Annotated in this window: 9 protein-coding genes; 7 read left to right on the top strand and 2 right to left on the bottom strand. The window is 72.6% G+C overall.

Going from position 1 to position 14665, the window contains the following annotated elements; all coding sequences use genetic code 11:
* Window positions 1-232: 232 nt before the first annotated feature.
* The 3 genes from guaB to ACFV57_RS22955 all read left to right on the top strand — a co-directional run bounded on the left by guaB (window position 233) and on the right by ACFV57_RS22955 (window position 3246).
* The gene (gene guaB, locus ACFV57_RS22965) at window positions 233-1735 is read left to right on the top strand and encodes an IMP dehydrogenase (protein ID WP_385235303.1); all 1503 of its coding nucleotides are present in this window, start codon (window positions 233-235) and stop codon (window positions 1733-1735) included.
* Window positions 1736-1772: 37 nt separating this feature from the next.
* A complete protein-coding gene (locus ACFV57_RS22960) occupies window positions 1773-2045 on the top strand; it encodes a hypothetical protein (RefSeq protein WP_385235300.1) in 273 nt (90 codons plus the stop codon).
* Between the two features lie 73 nt (window positions 2046-2118).
* Complete coding sequence (locus ACFV57_RS22955; protein WP_030675082.1) at window positions 2119-3246, top strand: GuaB3 family IMP dehydrogenase-related protein; 1128 nt, start codon at window positions 2119-2121, stop codon at window positions 3244-3246.
* A 96-nt stretch (window positions 3247-3342) separates the two neighbouring features.
* On the opposite strand, the gene ACFV57_RS22950 is transcribed toward ACFV57_RS22955, so the two are convergent.
* Window positions 3343-3876 (bottom strand): hypothetical protein, encoded by a 534-nt coding sequence (locus ACFV57_RS22950; RefSeq protein ID WP_385235297.1) that lies wholly within the window; start codon window positions 3874-3876, stop codon window positions 3343-3345.
* Window positions 3877-4042: 166 nt separating this feature from the next.
* Window positions 4043-5332, bottom strand: coding sequence for a nucleotide sugar dehydrogenase (locus tag ACFV57_RS22945; protein WP_385235294.1), 1290 nt, complete (start codon window positions 5330-5332; stop codon window positions 4043-4045).
* 200 nt (window positions 5333-5532) lie between these two features.
* Here ACFV57_RS22945 and ACFV57_RS22940 point away from each other — a divergent pair, with 200 nt between their 5' ends.
* From ACFV57_RS22940 to ACFV57_RS22925, 4 genes are all read left to right on the top strand, one after another.
* The gene (locus ACFV57_RS22940; protein WP_385235291.1) at window positions 5533-7239 is read left to right on the top strand and encodes a glycerol-3-phosphate dehydrogenase/oxidase; all 1707 of its coding nucleotides are present in this window, start codon (window positions 5533-5535) and stop codon (window positions 7237-7239) included.
* 412 nt (window positions 7240-7651) lie between these two features.
* Complete coding sequence (locus tag ACFV57_RS22935) at window positions 7652-9811, top strand: serine/threonine-protein kinase (RefSeq protein ID WP_385235526.1); 2160 nt, start codon at window positions 7652-7654, stop codon at window positions 9809-9811.
* Between the two features lie 269 nt (window positions 9812-10080).
* Window positions 10081-13125 carry a serine/threonine protein kinase gene (locus tag ACFV57_RS22930; RefSeq protein WP_385235288.1) on the top strand — a complete coding sequence of 1015 codons (3045 nt, stop codon included), beginning with the start codon at window positions 10081-10083 and terminating at the stop codon, window positions 13123-13125.
* A gap of 281 nt (window positions 13126-13406) precedes the next feature.
* A complete protein-coding gene (locus ACFV57_RS22925; protein WP_385235285.1) occupies window positions 13407-14594 on the top strand; it encodes an amidohydrolase family protein in 1188 nt (395 codons plus the stop codon).
* Window positions 14595-14665: the final 71 nt, after the last annotated feature.

The following is a 14665-nucleotide window of genomic DNA, read 5'->3' as shown; positions in this document are numbered from 1 at the left end:
AACGCGGGGAAGCCGGCATGGCGCGGCCCCCCGTTTCGGAGCCCCGGCGGATGAGGCGCGCCCGGGGAACGTACAGTCGAAGGAACGTGCGCCCGTAGGAACGCACACCCGTGTCGCCGCGAATTCGTAGCAACGTACAAGTGATGCGCTCCTCACCGGCTGTGGAATGAGACGCCTGTGGTGGCCGTTAGCATGGGTGTCCGCGCTGAGGCAAGACCATTGGGAAGGTGTCATGACTGACAACGTCGACGGAATGCCCGCCAAATTCGCGATGCTCGGTCTGACATATGACGACGTGCTGCTGCTGCCCGGCGCCTCCGAGGTGCTGCCGAACGCGGTCGACACGGCGTCCCGGGTCTCGCGCAACGTCCGGGTCAACATTCCGCTGCTCTCCGCCGCCATGGACAAGGTCACCGAGGCGCGGATGGCCATCGCCATGGCGCGGCAGGGCGGCGCGGGCGTGCTGCACCGCAACCTGTCCATCGAGGACCAGGCCAACCAGGTCGACCTGGTCAAGCGCTCCGAGTCCGGCATGGTCACCGACCCGATCACGGTCCGCCCGGACGCGACCCTCGTCGAGGCGGACGCGCTGTGCGCGAAGTTCCGGATCAGCGGTGTGCCGGTGACCGACGCGGCGGGCAAGCTGCTGGGCATCGTCACCAACCGCGACATGGCCTTCGAGCTGGACCGCAGCCGTCAGGTGCGCGAGGTCATGACCCCGATGCCGCTGGTCACCGGCAAGGTCGGCATCTCCGGCGAGGACGCCATCGAGCTGCTGCGCCGCCACAAGATCGAGAAGCTGCCGCTGGTCGACGACGCGGGCGTCCTCAAGGGCCTGATCACGGTCAAGGACTTCGTGAAGGCCGAGAAGTACCCGAACGCGGCCAAGGACGCCGAGGGCCGCCTGGTCGTCGGTGCCGCGGTGGGCGTCGGCGACGAGGCGTACGACCGGGCCCAGGCGCTCGTCGAGGCCGGTGCCGACTTCCTGGTCGTGGACAGCGCGCACGGCCACAGCCGCGGCATCCTCGACATGATCTCCAAGGTGAAGTCCAACATCCGCGTCGACGTGGTCGGCGGCAACATCGCCACCCGCGACGGCGCCCAGGCGCTGATCGACGCCGGTGCGGACGGCATCAAGGTCGGCGTCGGCCCCGGCTCGATCTGCACCACCCGCGTCGTCGCCGGTGTGGGCGTGCCGCAGGTCACCGCGATCTACGAGGCCGCCCAGGCCGCGAACGCGGCGGGCGTGCCGCTGATCGGCGACGGCGGCCTGCAGTTCTCCGGCGACATCGCCAAGGCCATCGCGGCGGGTGCCGACACGGTCATGCTGGGCTCGCTGCTGGCCGGCTGCGAGGAGTCGCCGGGCGAGATGGTCTTCATCAACGGCAAGCAGTTCAAGTCGTACCGCGGCATGGGCTCGCTGGGCGCGATGCAGTCCCGCGGCCAGGCGCGCTCCTTCTCCAAGGACCGCTACTTCCAGGACAACGTCCTGTCCGAGGACAAGCTCGTCCCCGAGGGCATCGAGGGCCAGGTCCCCTACCGCGGCCCGCTCGGCTCGGTGGCCCACCAGCTCGTCGGCGGTCTGCGCGCCTCGATGGGCTACGTCGGCTCGGCGAGCATCGAGGAGCTGAAGGACAAGGGCCGCTTCGTGCGCATCACCGCGGCGGGCCTGAAGGAGAGCCACCCGCACGACGTGCAGATGGTGACCGAGGCGCCGAACTACGCGCGGCGGTGAAGCCGGTAGGCTTGAGGCGCCTGTTTAAGGGGGCCAGATGCTGTACTCGGTGAGTTACAGCGAACGCGCGGCCCAGATCCGCGACAGTTTGCCCGAGGACCGCAGGGCTTTGCTGGAGCGGGGCCTCAAGAAGCTGGCGGACGACCCGCGGCCGGAGATCTCGGTTCCGCTCTCGAAGGACGGGAACACCCGGTCGCTGGCGCTCACCCGGAACATCGCGATCGAGTACGTCATCAGCGACGGTTTGCTGATCGTCCTCGTGGTCCACGTCGTGGACACCTCGCAGGTGCTCCTCGAAAACGAGGAGTGATCAAGCCCTGATACGTCCCCAGCGTCCCCGGTCGGGGATACTGGGGACGTAATCGTATGGAAGGGCCACACACGTGACTGAGATCGAGATCGGGCGCGGCAAGCGCGGCCGCCGGGCGTACGCCTTCGACGACATCGCCGTCGTACCGAGTCGGCGCACCCGCGACCCGAAGGAGGTCTCGATCGCCTGGCAGATCGATGCCTACCGCTTCGAGCTGCCGTTCCTGGCGGCCCCGATGGACTCGGTCGTCTCCCCGCAGACCGCGATCCGCATCGGTGAGCTGGGCGGCCTGGGCGTTTTGAACCTGGAAGGGCTCTGGACGCGCTACGAGGACCCGGAGCCGCTGCTCGCGGAGATCGCGGAGCTGGACGGCGAGGCCGCCACCAAGCGCCTCCAGGAGATCTACGCCGCGCCGATCAAGGAAGAGCTGATCGGGCAGCGCATCAAGGAGGTGCGCGACTCCGGTGTGGTGACCGCCGCCGCGCTCTCGCCGCAGCGGACGGCCGAGTTCTCCAAGGCCGTGGTGGACGCGGGCGTGGACATCTTCGTGATCCGCGGCACCACCGTCTCCGCCGAGCACGTCTCCTCGGCCGCCGAGCCGCTGAACCTGAAGCAGTTCATCTACGAGCTGGACGTCCCGGTGATCGTCGGCGGCTGCGCCACGTACACCGCGGCCCTGCACCTGATGCGCACCGGCGCGGCGGGTGTGCTCGTCGGCTTCGGCGGCGGCGCCGCGCACACCACTCGTAACGTGCTCGGCATCCAGGTGCCGATGGCGACCGCGGTGGCCGACGTCGCCGCTGCCCGCCGTGACTACATGGACGAGTCCGGCGGCCGCTACGTGCACGTCATCGCCGACGGCGGCGTGGGCTGGTCCGGCGACCTGCCCAAGGCCATCGCCTGTGGCGCGGACGCGGTCATGATGGGCTCGCCGCTGGCGCGCGCCACGGACGCGCCGGGCCGCGGCCACCACTGGGGCATGGAGGCCGTCCACCCGGACGTGCCGCGCGGCAAGCGCATGGACCTGGGCGCGGTCGGCACCACCGAGGAGATCCTGTGCGGTCCCTCGAACACGCCGGACGGTTCGATGAACTTCTTCGGCGCGCTGCGCCGGGCGATGGCGACCACCGGCTACTCGGAGCTCAAGGAGTTCCAGCGGGTCGAGGTGACGGTCGCGCCGTCGCAGCACGACAAGCGCTGACCGACGGCCGGCCGGAGGCGTCCCGGCCGCCTGTGACGCCGAAGGGCCCGGACCGCACACCTCGTGCGGTCCGGGCCCTTCGCCTTGCGCGGGGTGTCAGGCGCCCAGCTTCTTGGCGACCTGGAAGCCGCCGGCGCCCGCCAGCAGGTAGAAGACCACGTCGATCACGCCGAGGTAGTCCTTCCACGCCGCGTTGACCACGTCGAAGTGGTCGAGGGCGACCTCGGCGAGCGGGATGCCGAGGATGTCGGAGGAGATGAGGGCGATGCCGAAGACCTGGCCGAGGTAGAGCCCGAGCAGGCCGAGGGCCGCGGCGACGACGGGCAGTGCGGCGCTGCGGCCGCCGGTCTTGCCGACGACGGCGCCGATCAGCGCGCCGACGGCGAGCGCCGCGTAGCCGATCGAGGCGCCGTCGACGGCCTTGAGCACCGCGCCGTACACACCGGCCGCGACCAGTGTGGTGACGACGCCGAGCGCGACGGCGAGCGCGGCGTTGCCCCGGCGGGCGGGCGGGGCCGTCGGCGCCGGGAAGCCGGCCGGTGCGGGAGCGCCGTACGGGGCCTGCGGCTGCTGGAAGGGCTGCGGCGGCTGATGCGGCTGCTGAGGCGCGGGCGGCCAGGGCTGGCTCATGGTGGTGTTCCCCCGGGAGTGGAGACCGGCGCGGCGCTGGGCGCGCGGGACCGGTCGGCATGATGAGCGCGCACCTGTTCGACGCGCGGACACAAATTAACAGACCGGTCTGACATGTCCACTATGGAATTGTCCGCGTGGTGCCGGGGGCGCCCGGAAGCGCGGCTCAGAGGCGGTGTGCGGCCCCCGTCGGCGTGGCCCCCCGGGTGTCCAGCAGCAGCTGGGCCTTCACCGCCAGGCCCTGGAGGTCGTATGTGCGGTGGTGCTGGAGCAGCAGCGTGAGGTCGGCCCCGGCGGCGGCCTCGTAGAGGGCGTCGGCGCGCGGGACGGGGCGGTCGCGGACCTGCCACTGGTGGACGTACGGATCGTGGTACGTGATGTGCGCGCCCAACTCCATGAGCCGGGAGGCGACTTCGCGGGCCGGTGAGCCCGCCTCGTCGCCGGTGTCCGGCTTGTACGTGACGCCGAGGAGCAGGACGCGGGCGCCGCGGGCGGACTTGCCGTGCTCGTTGAGCAGGGTGGCGCAGCGCTGTACGACGTAGCGCGGCATCCGGGTGTTGACCTCCTGCGCCAGCTCGACCAGGCGCAGCGGGTAGCCCAGCGAACGGCCTTTGTAGGAGTAGTAGTTGGGGTCGATGGGGGCGGTGTGGCCGCCGACGCCGGGGCCGGGGCGGAACGCCTGGAAGCCGAACGGCTTGGTCTCGGCGCAGCGGATGACGTCCCACAGGTCGACGCCGATGTCGTGGCACAGCACCGCCATCTCGTTCATGAGGGCGATGTTCAGGTGCCGGTAGTTGGTCTCCAGCAGCTTGGTCGTCTCGGCCTCGCGCGGGCCGCGGGCGCGTACGACCTTGTCGGTGAGGCGGCCGTAGAACGCGGCGGCGGCCTCGGTGCAGGCGGGGGTCAGGCCGCCGATGACCTTCGGGACGGTGCCGTAGCGGTGCGCGCGGTTGCCGGGGTCGTGGCGGGCGGGGGAGCAGGCGAGGTGGAAGTCGCGTCCCGCGGTCAGGCCCGACCCCTCTTCCAGGAGGGGGCGCAGGAATTCCTCGGTGGTGCCCGGGTAGACGGTGGATTCCAGGACGACCGTGGTGTGTGGGCGCAGGTGCGCCGCCAGTACGCGGGCGGCGTCGGCGACCGCGGTCAGGTCGAGGACGCCGTCCTCGCCGAGTGGGGTGGGGGCGCAGATGACAGCCGTACGGACCCGGCCGAGCGCGGCGGGGTCGTCGGTGATGCGGAAGCCGGCCGACAGCAGCCGGCGGACCTCGGGCGCGGTGAGCGGGGAGTGCGCGGCGGCCGGGCGTCCTTCCGGGGGTGTGGCCGCGGGGGCGCCCGGTGTGTCCGCGGCCGGCGGCGGCGCGGGTTCGTGCCCGATGGTGCGGACGCCGGCGAGGGTGGCGGCCTGGGCGAGAGGGAGACCGATATGGCCTAGTCCGATGACGGCGAGGTCTGCGGGCATGGCTGGCTGCCGTCCTTCCCGAGCGGTTCCGGATGAGGCGGTGAAGCATAAGAGCATAAGTAGACTAAGCGGACATTTGGCCCAGAATGGGGATTGCGGCGGCCGGGTGTTGCCGGGTCGCCGGAGGGTGGATACGGGCCGAAGGCGCGGCCAAAATCGACGGACGGGGAGTGTGACCCCGACCACAGCGGGAGGCAGCGGTGAGGACAGCGACACTCGGACCGGCCCAGCGTGCCGAAGCGCTCGCACGGATGGCGGAACGGGAGCTGGACATTTTGGTGGTCGGCGGCGGAGTCGTCGGCGCCGGCACGGCCCTGGACGCGGCGACCCGCGGCCTGGACACCGGGCTGGTCGAGGCCCGTGACTGGGCCTCGGGCACGTCGAGCCGGTCGAGCAAGCTCATCCACGGCGGACTGCGGTATCTGGAGATGCTGGACTTCGCGCTCGTACGGGAGGCGCTGAAGGAACGCGGGCTGCTGCTGGAACGGCTCGCGCCGCACCTGGTCAAGCCGGTGCCGTTCCTCTATCCCCTCACCCACAAGGGCTGGGAGCGCTGGTACGCGGGCTCCGGCGTCGCCCTCTACGACGGCATGTCCGTCTCCTCCGGACACGGCCGCGGGCTGCCCGTACACCGGCACCTCTCGCACAAGCGGGCCCTGCGGGTCGCGCCCTGCCTGAAGAAGGACGCCCTGGTCGGCGCGTTGCAGTACTACGACGCCCAGATGGACGACGCCCGCTTCGTGACGAACCTCGTCCGCACCGCCACCGCCTACGGGGCGGACGCCGCCAACCGGGCCCGCGTGGTCGGCTTCCTGCGCGAGGGCGAACGCGTTGTCGGTGCCAGGGTGCAGGATGTGGAGGCGGGGGGTGAGTACGAGGTACGGGCGCGCCAGGTGGTGAACGCGACCGGCGTGTGGACCGACGACACCCAGGCCCTGATCGGGGAGCGCGGCCAGTTCCACGTACGGGCGTCGAAGGGCATCCACCTGGTCGTGCCCAAGGACCGCATCCACTCGACGTCCGGGCTGATCCTGCGCACGGAGAAGAGCGTGCTGTTCGTGATCCCGTGGGGCCGGCACTGGATCGTCGGTACGACCGACACGGACTGGGACCTGGACAAGGCGCACCCCGCGGCGTCCAGCGCCGACATCGACTATCTGCTGGAGCACGTCAACTCGGTGCTCGCGGTGCCGCTGACGCGCGACGACGTCGAGGGCGTCTACGCGGGCCTGCGGCCCCTGCTGGCCGGCGAGTCGGACGCGACCAGCAAGCTGTCGCGCGAGCACACGGTCGCGCACCCGGTGCCCGGGGTCGTCGTGGTCGCGGGCGGCAAGTACACGACGTACCGGGTGATGGCCAAGGACGCGGTGGACGAGGCGGTGCACGGGCTCGACCAGAGGGTGGCCGAGTGCGTCACCGAGGACACGCCGCTCGTCGGGGCCGAGGGCTACAAGGCGATGTGGAACGCGCGCGCCCACACGGCGGCCCGCACCGGTCTGCACGTGGTGCGCGTGGAGCACCTGCTGAACCGTTACGGCTCGCTGGCCGACGAGGTCTTCGAGCTGATCGTGGCCGACCCGGCGCTCGGCGAGCCGCTCGCCGCCGCCGACGACTACCTGCGCGCCGAAGTGGTCTATGCCTGCACCCACGAGGGCGCGCGCCACCTCGACGACGTCCTCACCCGGCGCACCCGCATCTCCATCGAGACCTTCGACCGGGGCACCCGCAGCGCCCGCGAGTGCGCGGAGCTGATGGCGCCGGTGCTGGGCTGGGACGCCGACCAGGTCGACCGCGAGGTGCAGCACTACGAGAAGCGGGTGGAGGCCGAGCGCGAGTCGCAGCGGCAGCCGGACGACCTGACAGCGGACGCGGCGCGGCTGGGGGCGCCGGACATCGTGCCGCTGTAGAGCAGTGGGGCGGGGCGGCGGGCGGCTCGGAGGGGCGCGCGCCGCCCCGATGGGGCATGCGAGGCGAAGGCGGCGTGCGGGGCTCGGGCGGCCGTGCGCCGGGGCGGCAGGAAGGGTGGGGCGCCCCGTGGACCGGCCCTCGTCCCTGCCGTCGATTTCCGCCCCCGGGGCCCGTCGGCACCGCGCCGACGACCCCCTCGTCACCGGGAGCGCCGCCCGTCCTGGCCATCATGGCGGGTGCACAACAGGCGCCGAGTCGTGGACCCTGGCCTTCCCCACAGGCGCGGATGAGAGAGAATGAAGGCTCCGCCAGGGTGGGTTGTCCGAGTTGGGCCAGTTTGGTGATCGACAAGTGTTCGAGATGCCAACTCGGCTGGATTGCAGAGGGGATTCAGTGGGCGACGAGGTCGAGATGGACGGCAAGGAGGGCAGGCTGCTCGCCGGCCGGTACCGGCTCGCCGAAGTCCTCGGCCGGGGCGGAATGGGGACGGTCTGGCGCGCACGGGACGAAGTGCTCGGCCGTACGGTCGCGGTCAAGGAGCTGCGCTTCCCCGGCGGGGTCGAGGAGGACGAGAAGCGCCGCCTGATCACCCGTACGCTGCGGGAGGCCAAGGCGATCGCCCGGATTCGCAACAACGGCGCGGTGACGGTCTTCGACGTGGTCGACGAGGACGACCGCCCGTGGATCGTGATGGAGCTGGTCGAGGGCCGCTCGCTCGCCGAGGTGGTGCGCGACGACGGCCCCCTGACGCCGCGCCGGGCCGCCGAGGTCGGCCTCGCCGTCCTGGACGTGCTGTGCGCCGCCCACCGCGAGGGCATCCTGCACCGCGACGTGAAGCCCTCCAACGTCCTGATGTCCGACGACGGCCGGGTCGTGCTCACCGACTTCGGCATCGCCCAGGTCGAGGGCGACCCCTCGGTGACCTCCACCGGCATGCTCGTCGGCGCGCCCTCGTACATATCGCCCGAACGGGCGCGCGGCCAGAAGCCGGGCCCCCCGGCGGACCTGTGGTCGCTGGGCGGCCTGCTGTACGCCTGCGTCGAGGGTGTGCCTCCGTACGACAAGGGGTCGGCGATCGCCACCCTGACCGCCGTGATGACCGAGCCGCTGGAGCCGCCGAAGAGCGCCGGTGTGCTGGAGGAGGTCATCTACGGGCTGCTGGTGAAGGACCCGGCGGCGCGGCTCGACGACCGGGGCGCGCGTGCGCTGCTCCTGGACGCGGCCAGCGCGCCCGAGGACACCGGACCGGAACCGCCCGCTCCGGACGCGACGCGGGCGATGGCGCTGCCGGTCGTCCCCGAGGAGCGCCCGGCGAAGACCAAGGACCGCGCCCGGGACAAGGACCGCGACCGGGAGCAGGCGCGGGCGAAGCCGTCGGTGCCCCGCCCGCAGTGGAAGCCCAAGCCGCGGACGAAGGAGCCGGAGAGACGCGCACCGGATGCGGGCCGGGACACCGCGCGCCCGGCCTCGCCGGCTCCCGCCGCGCGCGCGGCGTCGGCCGCCGGTCCGCTCACGGACACCGGTTCCCGTACGGGCTCGGGCACGGATTCGGCTACGGGTACGGGCTCGGGGGCCAGGTCGGCGACCGCCTCGACGACCCGGAGCACCACCGGGCAGTCGGCGCAGACCGGCTCGACGAACGGGCCGAGGAACTGGCCGACGGCGGTCGGCTCGGCCGGGCGGACGGGCTTCGAGTCGGAGAGCGCCAAGGAGAAGGTGCGCAGCGCGCTCCAGTCGGTGCGCAAGGCCGCTGCCGCCGCCGCTGCCGCGGCCCGGCCGGAGTCCAAGCCGGACGACGGCACGCGCCAGTCCGGCCCGCCGCGGGCATCCGTCACGGATGTCGTGCCCCGCCGTACGCTCGTCATCGCCGCCGTGGTCGTGGTCCTCATCGTGCTCGGTACGGTCCTGGCCTTCGCGCTCGGCGGCGGCGACGAGAAGGGCGGCGGCAAGGCCGCGGGCTCCGGCACGGCCGCCACCGGCAAGGCCGACCCGTCCGCCGAGGGCGCGGGCGACGGCGGCAAGGGCGCCGACGCGGACGCGTCCCGGCCGGCCGACGCCGAGCAGGGCGGCGGGCAGGACGGCAAGGCGGACGGCGCCGGCCAGGGCAAGGCCGTGCCGCAGGGGTACGGCGCCGTCTCGAACGACGCGTTCCACTTCTCCGTGGCGCTGCCGTCCGGCTGGAAGCAGACGGACACGGCCGGCCGGAACTCCGGTGCGATCTACAGCGCCTCGGGCGGCTTCCCGCGCGTCCAGGTCGACTACAACGCCAAGCCCGGCACCGACGCGGCGGCGGCCTGGCGCGGCCAGGAGCCGGCCGTCAGCGGCAGCGTCCAGGACTACCACCGCATCGACATCAAGGCCGTCGAATGGCGGGGGTACCCGACGGTCGCCGACTGGTCGTTCACGCGCAAGCAGCGCGGCCAGGACGTCCGGGTGCTCAACCGCGGGTTCCGGGCGGACGACCGGCACGGCTACGCGATCATGATCACCTGCAAGGCGGACGCCTGGGACGCGGACGAGTGCCGTCGGCTCAGGGACACCGCGTTCGCGACATTCCAGGTGAAGGACTGACCTTTTGCGGCCTGCGTACCGAAGAGGTGCGCAGGCCGACGCGGTGTACGCGCCGACGGCCGCAGGGCGGATGCGAAGTCCTGGGGGAACTGTTGGCCGGAGCGCTCCTCAACCCGCGCCTCCGGCACGTATCGTGAGACCCCGAAGACCGTACGCAGCCGCAATCGGAGGGAATGCGACCGCTTTTGACCACTGGCGGTAACCGGTGGGTCCGGGAGCTCCCGGACAAAGACGGTCAGGCGGCGTGAATCGCGCGCTGGGGAGGCGTCGTGGACGAGTACGCGGGAAGAGTGCTCGCCGAGCGCTACCGCCTGCCGGTGCCGCCGTCGGACGAGTACGAGTTCGCCGAGACCCGCGCCTTCGACACGTACAGCGGGCAGGAGGTCCTCGTACGCCAGGTGCCGCTGCCCGAGGTCGTGGACGCGGAACTGGTGGACGCACCGGGACCGGCCGGGCACCCGGCACCCGGTGGCCGCGGGCACCGGCCGTCCGGCGCCGACCGGACACCGCACGACCCCGCCGTACGGCGCGCGCTGGAAGCCGCGACCGCCGCGGCCCGGCTGCCCGACCACCCGCAACTCGACCAGGTCTTCGACGTCTTCGCCCAGGACGGCAGCCTGTGGATCGTCAGCGAACGCGTCGCGGCCCGGCCGCTCGCCGCGCTGCTCGCCGACCGCACCCTCACCCCGCACCGCGCCGCCGAGGTCGCCGCCGATCTCCTCACCGCCCTGCGCGCCCTGCACGCGCACGGCTGGACGCACCGCAACATCACCATCCGTACGGTCCTGATCTGCGACGACGGCCGGGCGATCCTGACCGGCCTGGCGGCGGGGGCGGCGGAGGAGGCGCTGTGCGGGTACGACCCGGTGCCGGGGGATGAGACGGGGGCGGCTCCGGGCCCGGGGGCGGGTCTGGGGGGCGTGCGGGTGCAAGGAGGCGCATCCGCGCAGGGGGTGGCGCCCGCGCAGGGGGTGGCGCCCGCGCAGGTGTCCGCGCAGGCGTCCGCGCCGGAGCGAGGCAGTGCGCCGGAGCGGGTGTCCGGGCCGGAGCGGATGACCGCGCCGGCCGACGCCGTGGCGGAACCTTCCGGCGCCCCGGAAGCGGGCGGAGCGGGTGCCGGGGGCCCGTGCGACACGCCCGGGACGGATGCGCGCCGGGCCCGCGCCGGGGCCATCGCCGCCTATCAGGCGGGCGCCCGTGCGGCGGCTGCCCGTACGTCCCCCGGTGGCGGCACGTCCGCGCCCGCCGACCCCGCGCACCCCGCCGACCCGCACTTCAGCCCGTACCGTGACCACATCCCCGCGCCGGCGTCGCCGGCACGTCCGGCCCCACAGGAACACCCTGCCCAGCAGGAGTACCAGTCCCAGCAACCTCAGCAGTCCCACCCGGCGTCCCCCGTGAAACCGACGCAGCCGGGCAGCGCGGTGTACGGCGGCAGCCTGCCGGGGCCGGGGCCGCGTACCGGAGGTGTGCGGGTCCCTCACCCGCTGCCGATACAGCGGTCCGCGTCCGAGGCCGGGCCCTCCCTGTCCAAGACGCCGGAAGCGTCCGGGACACCGGAGTCGCCGAAGACCCCCGAGGCGCCGGAAGCGCCCCGAGAGCCGGGGCACTCCGCGCGCCCGGCGCACCAGCCCCCGCCCGGCTCCTACGGGCGCCCGAGCGCGGCCCTCGCGGCGGAGCGGGCCCGTCAGGTACGGGTCAACGTCGTCGGTGCGGTCACCGAGCGCTGGGCGCCGGAGCAGGCCGGCCCGGTGCACGCCAACTGGCAGCTCGCGCCCCCGGTCGGGCCCGCCACCGACCTGTGGGCGGTCGGCGCGCTGCTGTTCCGCATCGTGCAGGGACATCCGGCCTACCCGGAGGAGAGCGCCGCCGCGCTGGTGCAGCTGGTGTGCTCGGAGCCGCCGTCGTACGCCGAGGAGTGCGGCGCGCTGCGGCCGGTCGTCGAGTCGCTGATGCGGCAGGACCCGGCCGACCGCCCCGACTTCGAGGAACTGCGCGGCTGGCTGCGGTCGTTGATCCGTACCGCGCCGGAGCCGGAGGTGGGCAGCCGGGTCGTGACCGTACCGTCGCTGGAGGGCCCGGCCGACTCGCGGCGGCTCCCGATCCTGCGGCGCCGGGGCGAACTCGTACGCAAGGGGCGGCACAAGAAGGCGCGCCAGTCCCGCCCGCCGCGTCCGGCGAAGCCCCCGCGCCAGCAGAAGGGGCAGCAGGGCAAGGGGCAGCCGAAAGGGCAGCGCCAGGCGGTGGCGTACCGGGAAACCACCCAGCACGCCCACCCCGGCCTGACCGATTCCCCCGTCGAGCAGCCACAGCACCTCTCGGGGCCCGCCCCCCAGCCCCAGCCGCCCGTCCACCCGCTCCCGCACCCCCAGCCCCAGCACCCCCAGCCCTCCCAGCACCCCCAGTCCTTCCAAGCCCCGCCGCCCGAACCCCAGCCCACCCCCCAACCCTCCGTCTCCCCGCCCCCGCACGCGGCGCCCACAGCCCGCCCCCCGCGCCGGCCCAAACCGGCCCGCGCTCCCAAGCAGCCCCGCCCGGCCGGACAGCCCCGCCCCTCCAGGCAGCTGCGGCGCATCGAGGGCGCCACGCCGCCGGGCGGAGGCGGCTCGGGCGCAGGCAGCCCGCGCCGCCTGGGGCTGCTCCTCGTAGGGGTGGTGCTTCTTGTGCTGGTGGGCGCGGTGCTGTTCGCGGTGCTGTTCATGCCGAAGACGGGTTCGGGGGAGGCCGGGGCCGCGAGCAGCGTGCGGGAGCGCAAGGGGTCGGTGGGCGCGCAGAGTTCGGCGCCCGGCGGCGAGAGCGGCGGGCGGCCCGGCGAACAGGGCTCCCGCAGGCAGCAGCCGCAGACGACCGAACCAGCCGGTCTCGCCGAGGGCTTCGAGGTGCGCAAGGACCCCGAGGGCTTCCAGGTCGCCGTCCGCAAGGGCTGGCAGCGCCGGGGGGAGAACGAGCGCGGCCAGGTCCGCTACGTGGGGAACGACTTCGAGCTCCTGATCGTGCCCGGCCGCGACACCACGTCCCGCCACGGCACCGACCCGATGGCCTATCAGCAGGACAAGGAGGCGGAACTGGCCCCGTACCGCGAGTCCAGCTGGTCCGGCTCCTCCGGTCTGCGCCGTATCGACGTGGGCGGTACCGCGATGGCCGAAGGCACGTTCACCTGGCAGGACAGCAGCGGGCGGCAGGTGTACGTCCGGAACCTGGCCATGATCCACAACGGCCGCTACCACGTCATCCAGGTCATCGGCCCCGACAACGAGCGCCGTGAGGTCGACCGCCTCTACGACCAGGCGACGGGGACGTACCGCCCCAACTGAACGCTCCCGAAGAGGCCTTACGCGTTCGACTCACGCTCCAGCGGTGCACGGAAGCGCGGTTTCCCCGCACGCCCCCGATTCACCCTGCCCAGCCGCTCCGCCTTCCCGCGCACGGACTCGGACACGGGCCATCCGGGGCTTCGTTCCGCCCGTCGCGCGCCTTGTGGCCCCCGGAGCGCAGGGCTAGCCTCGTATCTGACGGGTCGTCAGCTAAGTGTCGATCGGCATGCGCACGGCGACCGTCCGGGCACCGTTCGGTGGAACCGCGTGAGGGGAACCAGATGGAGCTACCGCGCATCGTCAGCGTCGACGACCACGTCATCGAGCCCGCGCACCTCTTCGAGACCTGGCTGCCGGCGAAGTACCGGGACCGGGGCCCGCGGCCCCTGACCGCGGGGATCGGCGAGCTGGCGTACACCGGCGGCAAGTACGTGATCACGATGGACCCGGACGGCCCGGCCACCGACTGGTGGATCTACGAGGACCTGAAGTTCCCGTACAAGCGCAATATCGCCGCCGTCGGCTTCGACCGCGACGAGATGACCCTGGAGGGCATCACCCGCGCCGAGATGCGCCCCGGCTGCTGGGACCCGGCCGAGCGGCTCAAGGACATGGACCTCAACCACGTCGAGGCGTCGCTGTGCTTCCCGACCTTCCCCCGGTTCTGCGGCCAGACGTTCGCCGAGGCGCACGACAAGGAAGTCGCCCTGGCGTGCGTGCGCGCGTACAACGACTGGATGGTGGAGGAGTGGTGCGGGGACAGCGGCGGGCGGCTGATCCCGCTGTGCCTCGTCCCGCTGTGGGACATCGGGCTCGCGGTCGCCGAGATACGGCGGAACGCGGCGCGCGGGGTGCGGGCCGTGACGTTCAGCGAGATTCCGACCCACCTCGGACTGCCGTCGATCCACTCCGGCTACTGGGACCCCTTCTTCGCGGTCTGCGAGGAAACGGGGACGGTGGTCAACATGCACATCGGGTCCAGCTCGCAGATGCCCGCCGCCTCGCCCGACGCGCCGCCCGCCGTGCAGGCGTCGCTGAGTTTCAACAACGCCATGGCGTCGATGATGGACTTCCTCTTCAGCGGGGTGCTGGTGAGGTTCCCGCTGCTCAAACTCGCGTACAGCGAGGGGCAGATGGGGTGGATTCCGTATGCCCTGGAGCGCGCCGACGACGTGTGGGAGGAGCACCGGGCCTGGGGCGGTGTACGCGATCTGATCCCCGAGCCGCCGTCCACGTACTACTACCGGCAGATCTTCTGCTGCTTCTTCCGCGACAAACACGGCATCGCCTCGCTGGACGTCGTCGGCCGGGACAACGCGACCTTCGAGACCGACTACCCGCACGTGGACTCGACGTTCCCGCACACCAAGGAGGTCGCCCTCGACCATGTGAAGGGGCTGGACGAGGAGACCGTGTACAAGCTGATGCGCGGCAACGCGATCCGCATGCTGCGGCTGGATCTCGCCTGATGCGCCCGCGTGCGTACGCGTACCCGTCTCCGTACCCGTACCTGTCTCCGTACCCGTATCCCTGCCCGAGT

It is taken from the genome of Streptomyces sp. NPDC059788 (genome assembly GCF_042732265.1).
Lineage (GTDB): Bacteria > Actinomycetota > Actinomycetes > Streptomycetales > Streptomycetaceae > Streptomyces.
The sequence above is the reverse complement of the archived record's forward strand: the minus strand, read 5'-3'. Positions and strand labels throughout refer to the sequence as shown.

What these genes read in the sequence shown, in the direction of transcription:
- ACFV57_RS22950 (WP_385235297.1), bottom strand. Translation starts at nt 3,876, where the DNA reads ATGAGCCAGCCCTGGCCGCCCGCGCCTCAGCAGCCGCATCAGCCGCCG.
- ACFV57_RS22935 (WP_385235526.1), top strand. Translation starts at nt 7,652, where the DNA reads ATGGACGGCAAGGAGGGCAGGCTGCTCGCCGGCCGGTACCGGCTCGCC.
- ACFV57_RS22960 (WP_385235300.1), top strand. Translation starts at nt 1,773, where the DNA reads ATGCTGTACTCGGTGAGTTACAGCGAACGCGCGGCCCAGATCCGCGAC.
- guaB (WP_385235303.1), top strand. Translation starts at nt 233, where the DNA reads ATGACTGACAACGTCGACGGAATGCCCGCCAAATTCGCGATGCTCGGT.
- ACFV57_RS22945 (WP_385235294.1), bottom strand. Translation starts at nt 5,332, where the DNA reads ATGCCCGCAGACCTCGCCGTCATCGGACTAGGCCATATCGGTCTCCCT.
- ACFV57_RS22925 (WP_385235285.1), top strand. Translation starts at nt 13,407, where the DNA reads ATGGAGCTACCGCGCATCGTCAGCGTCGACGACCACGTCATCGAGCCC.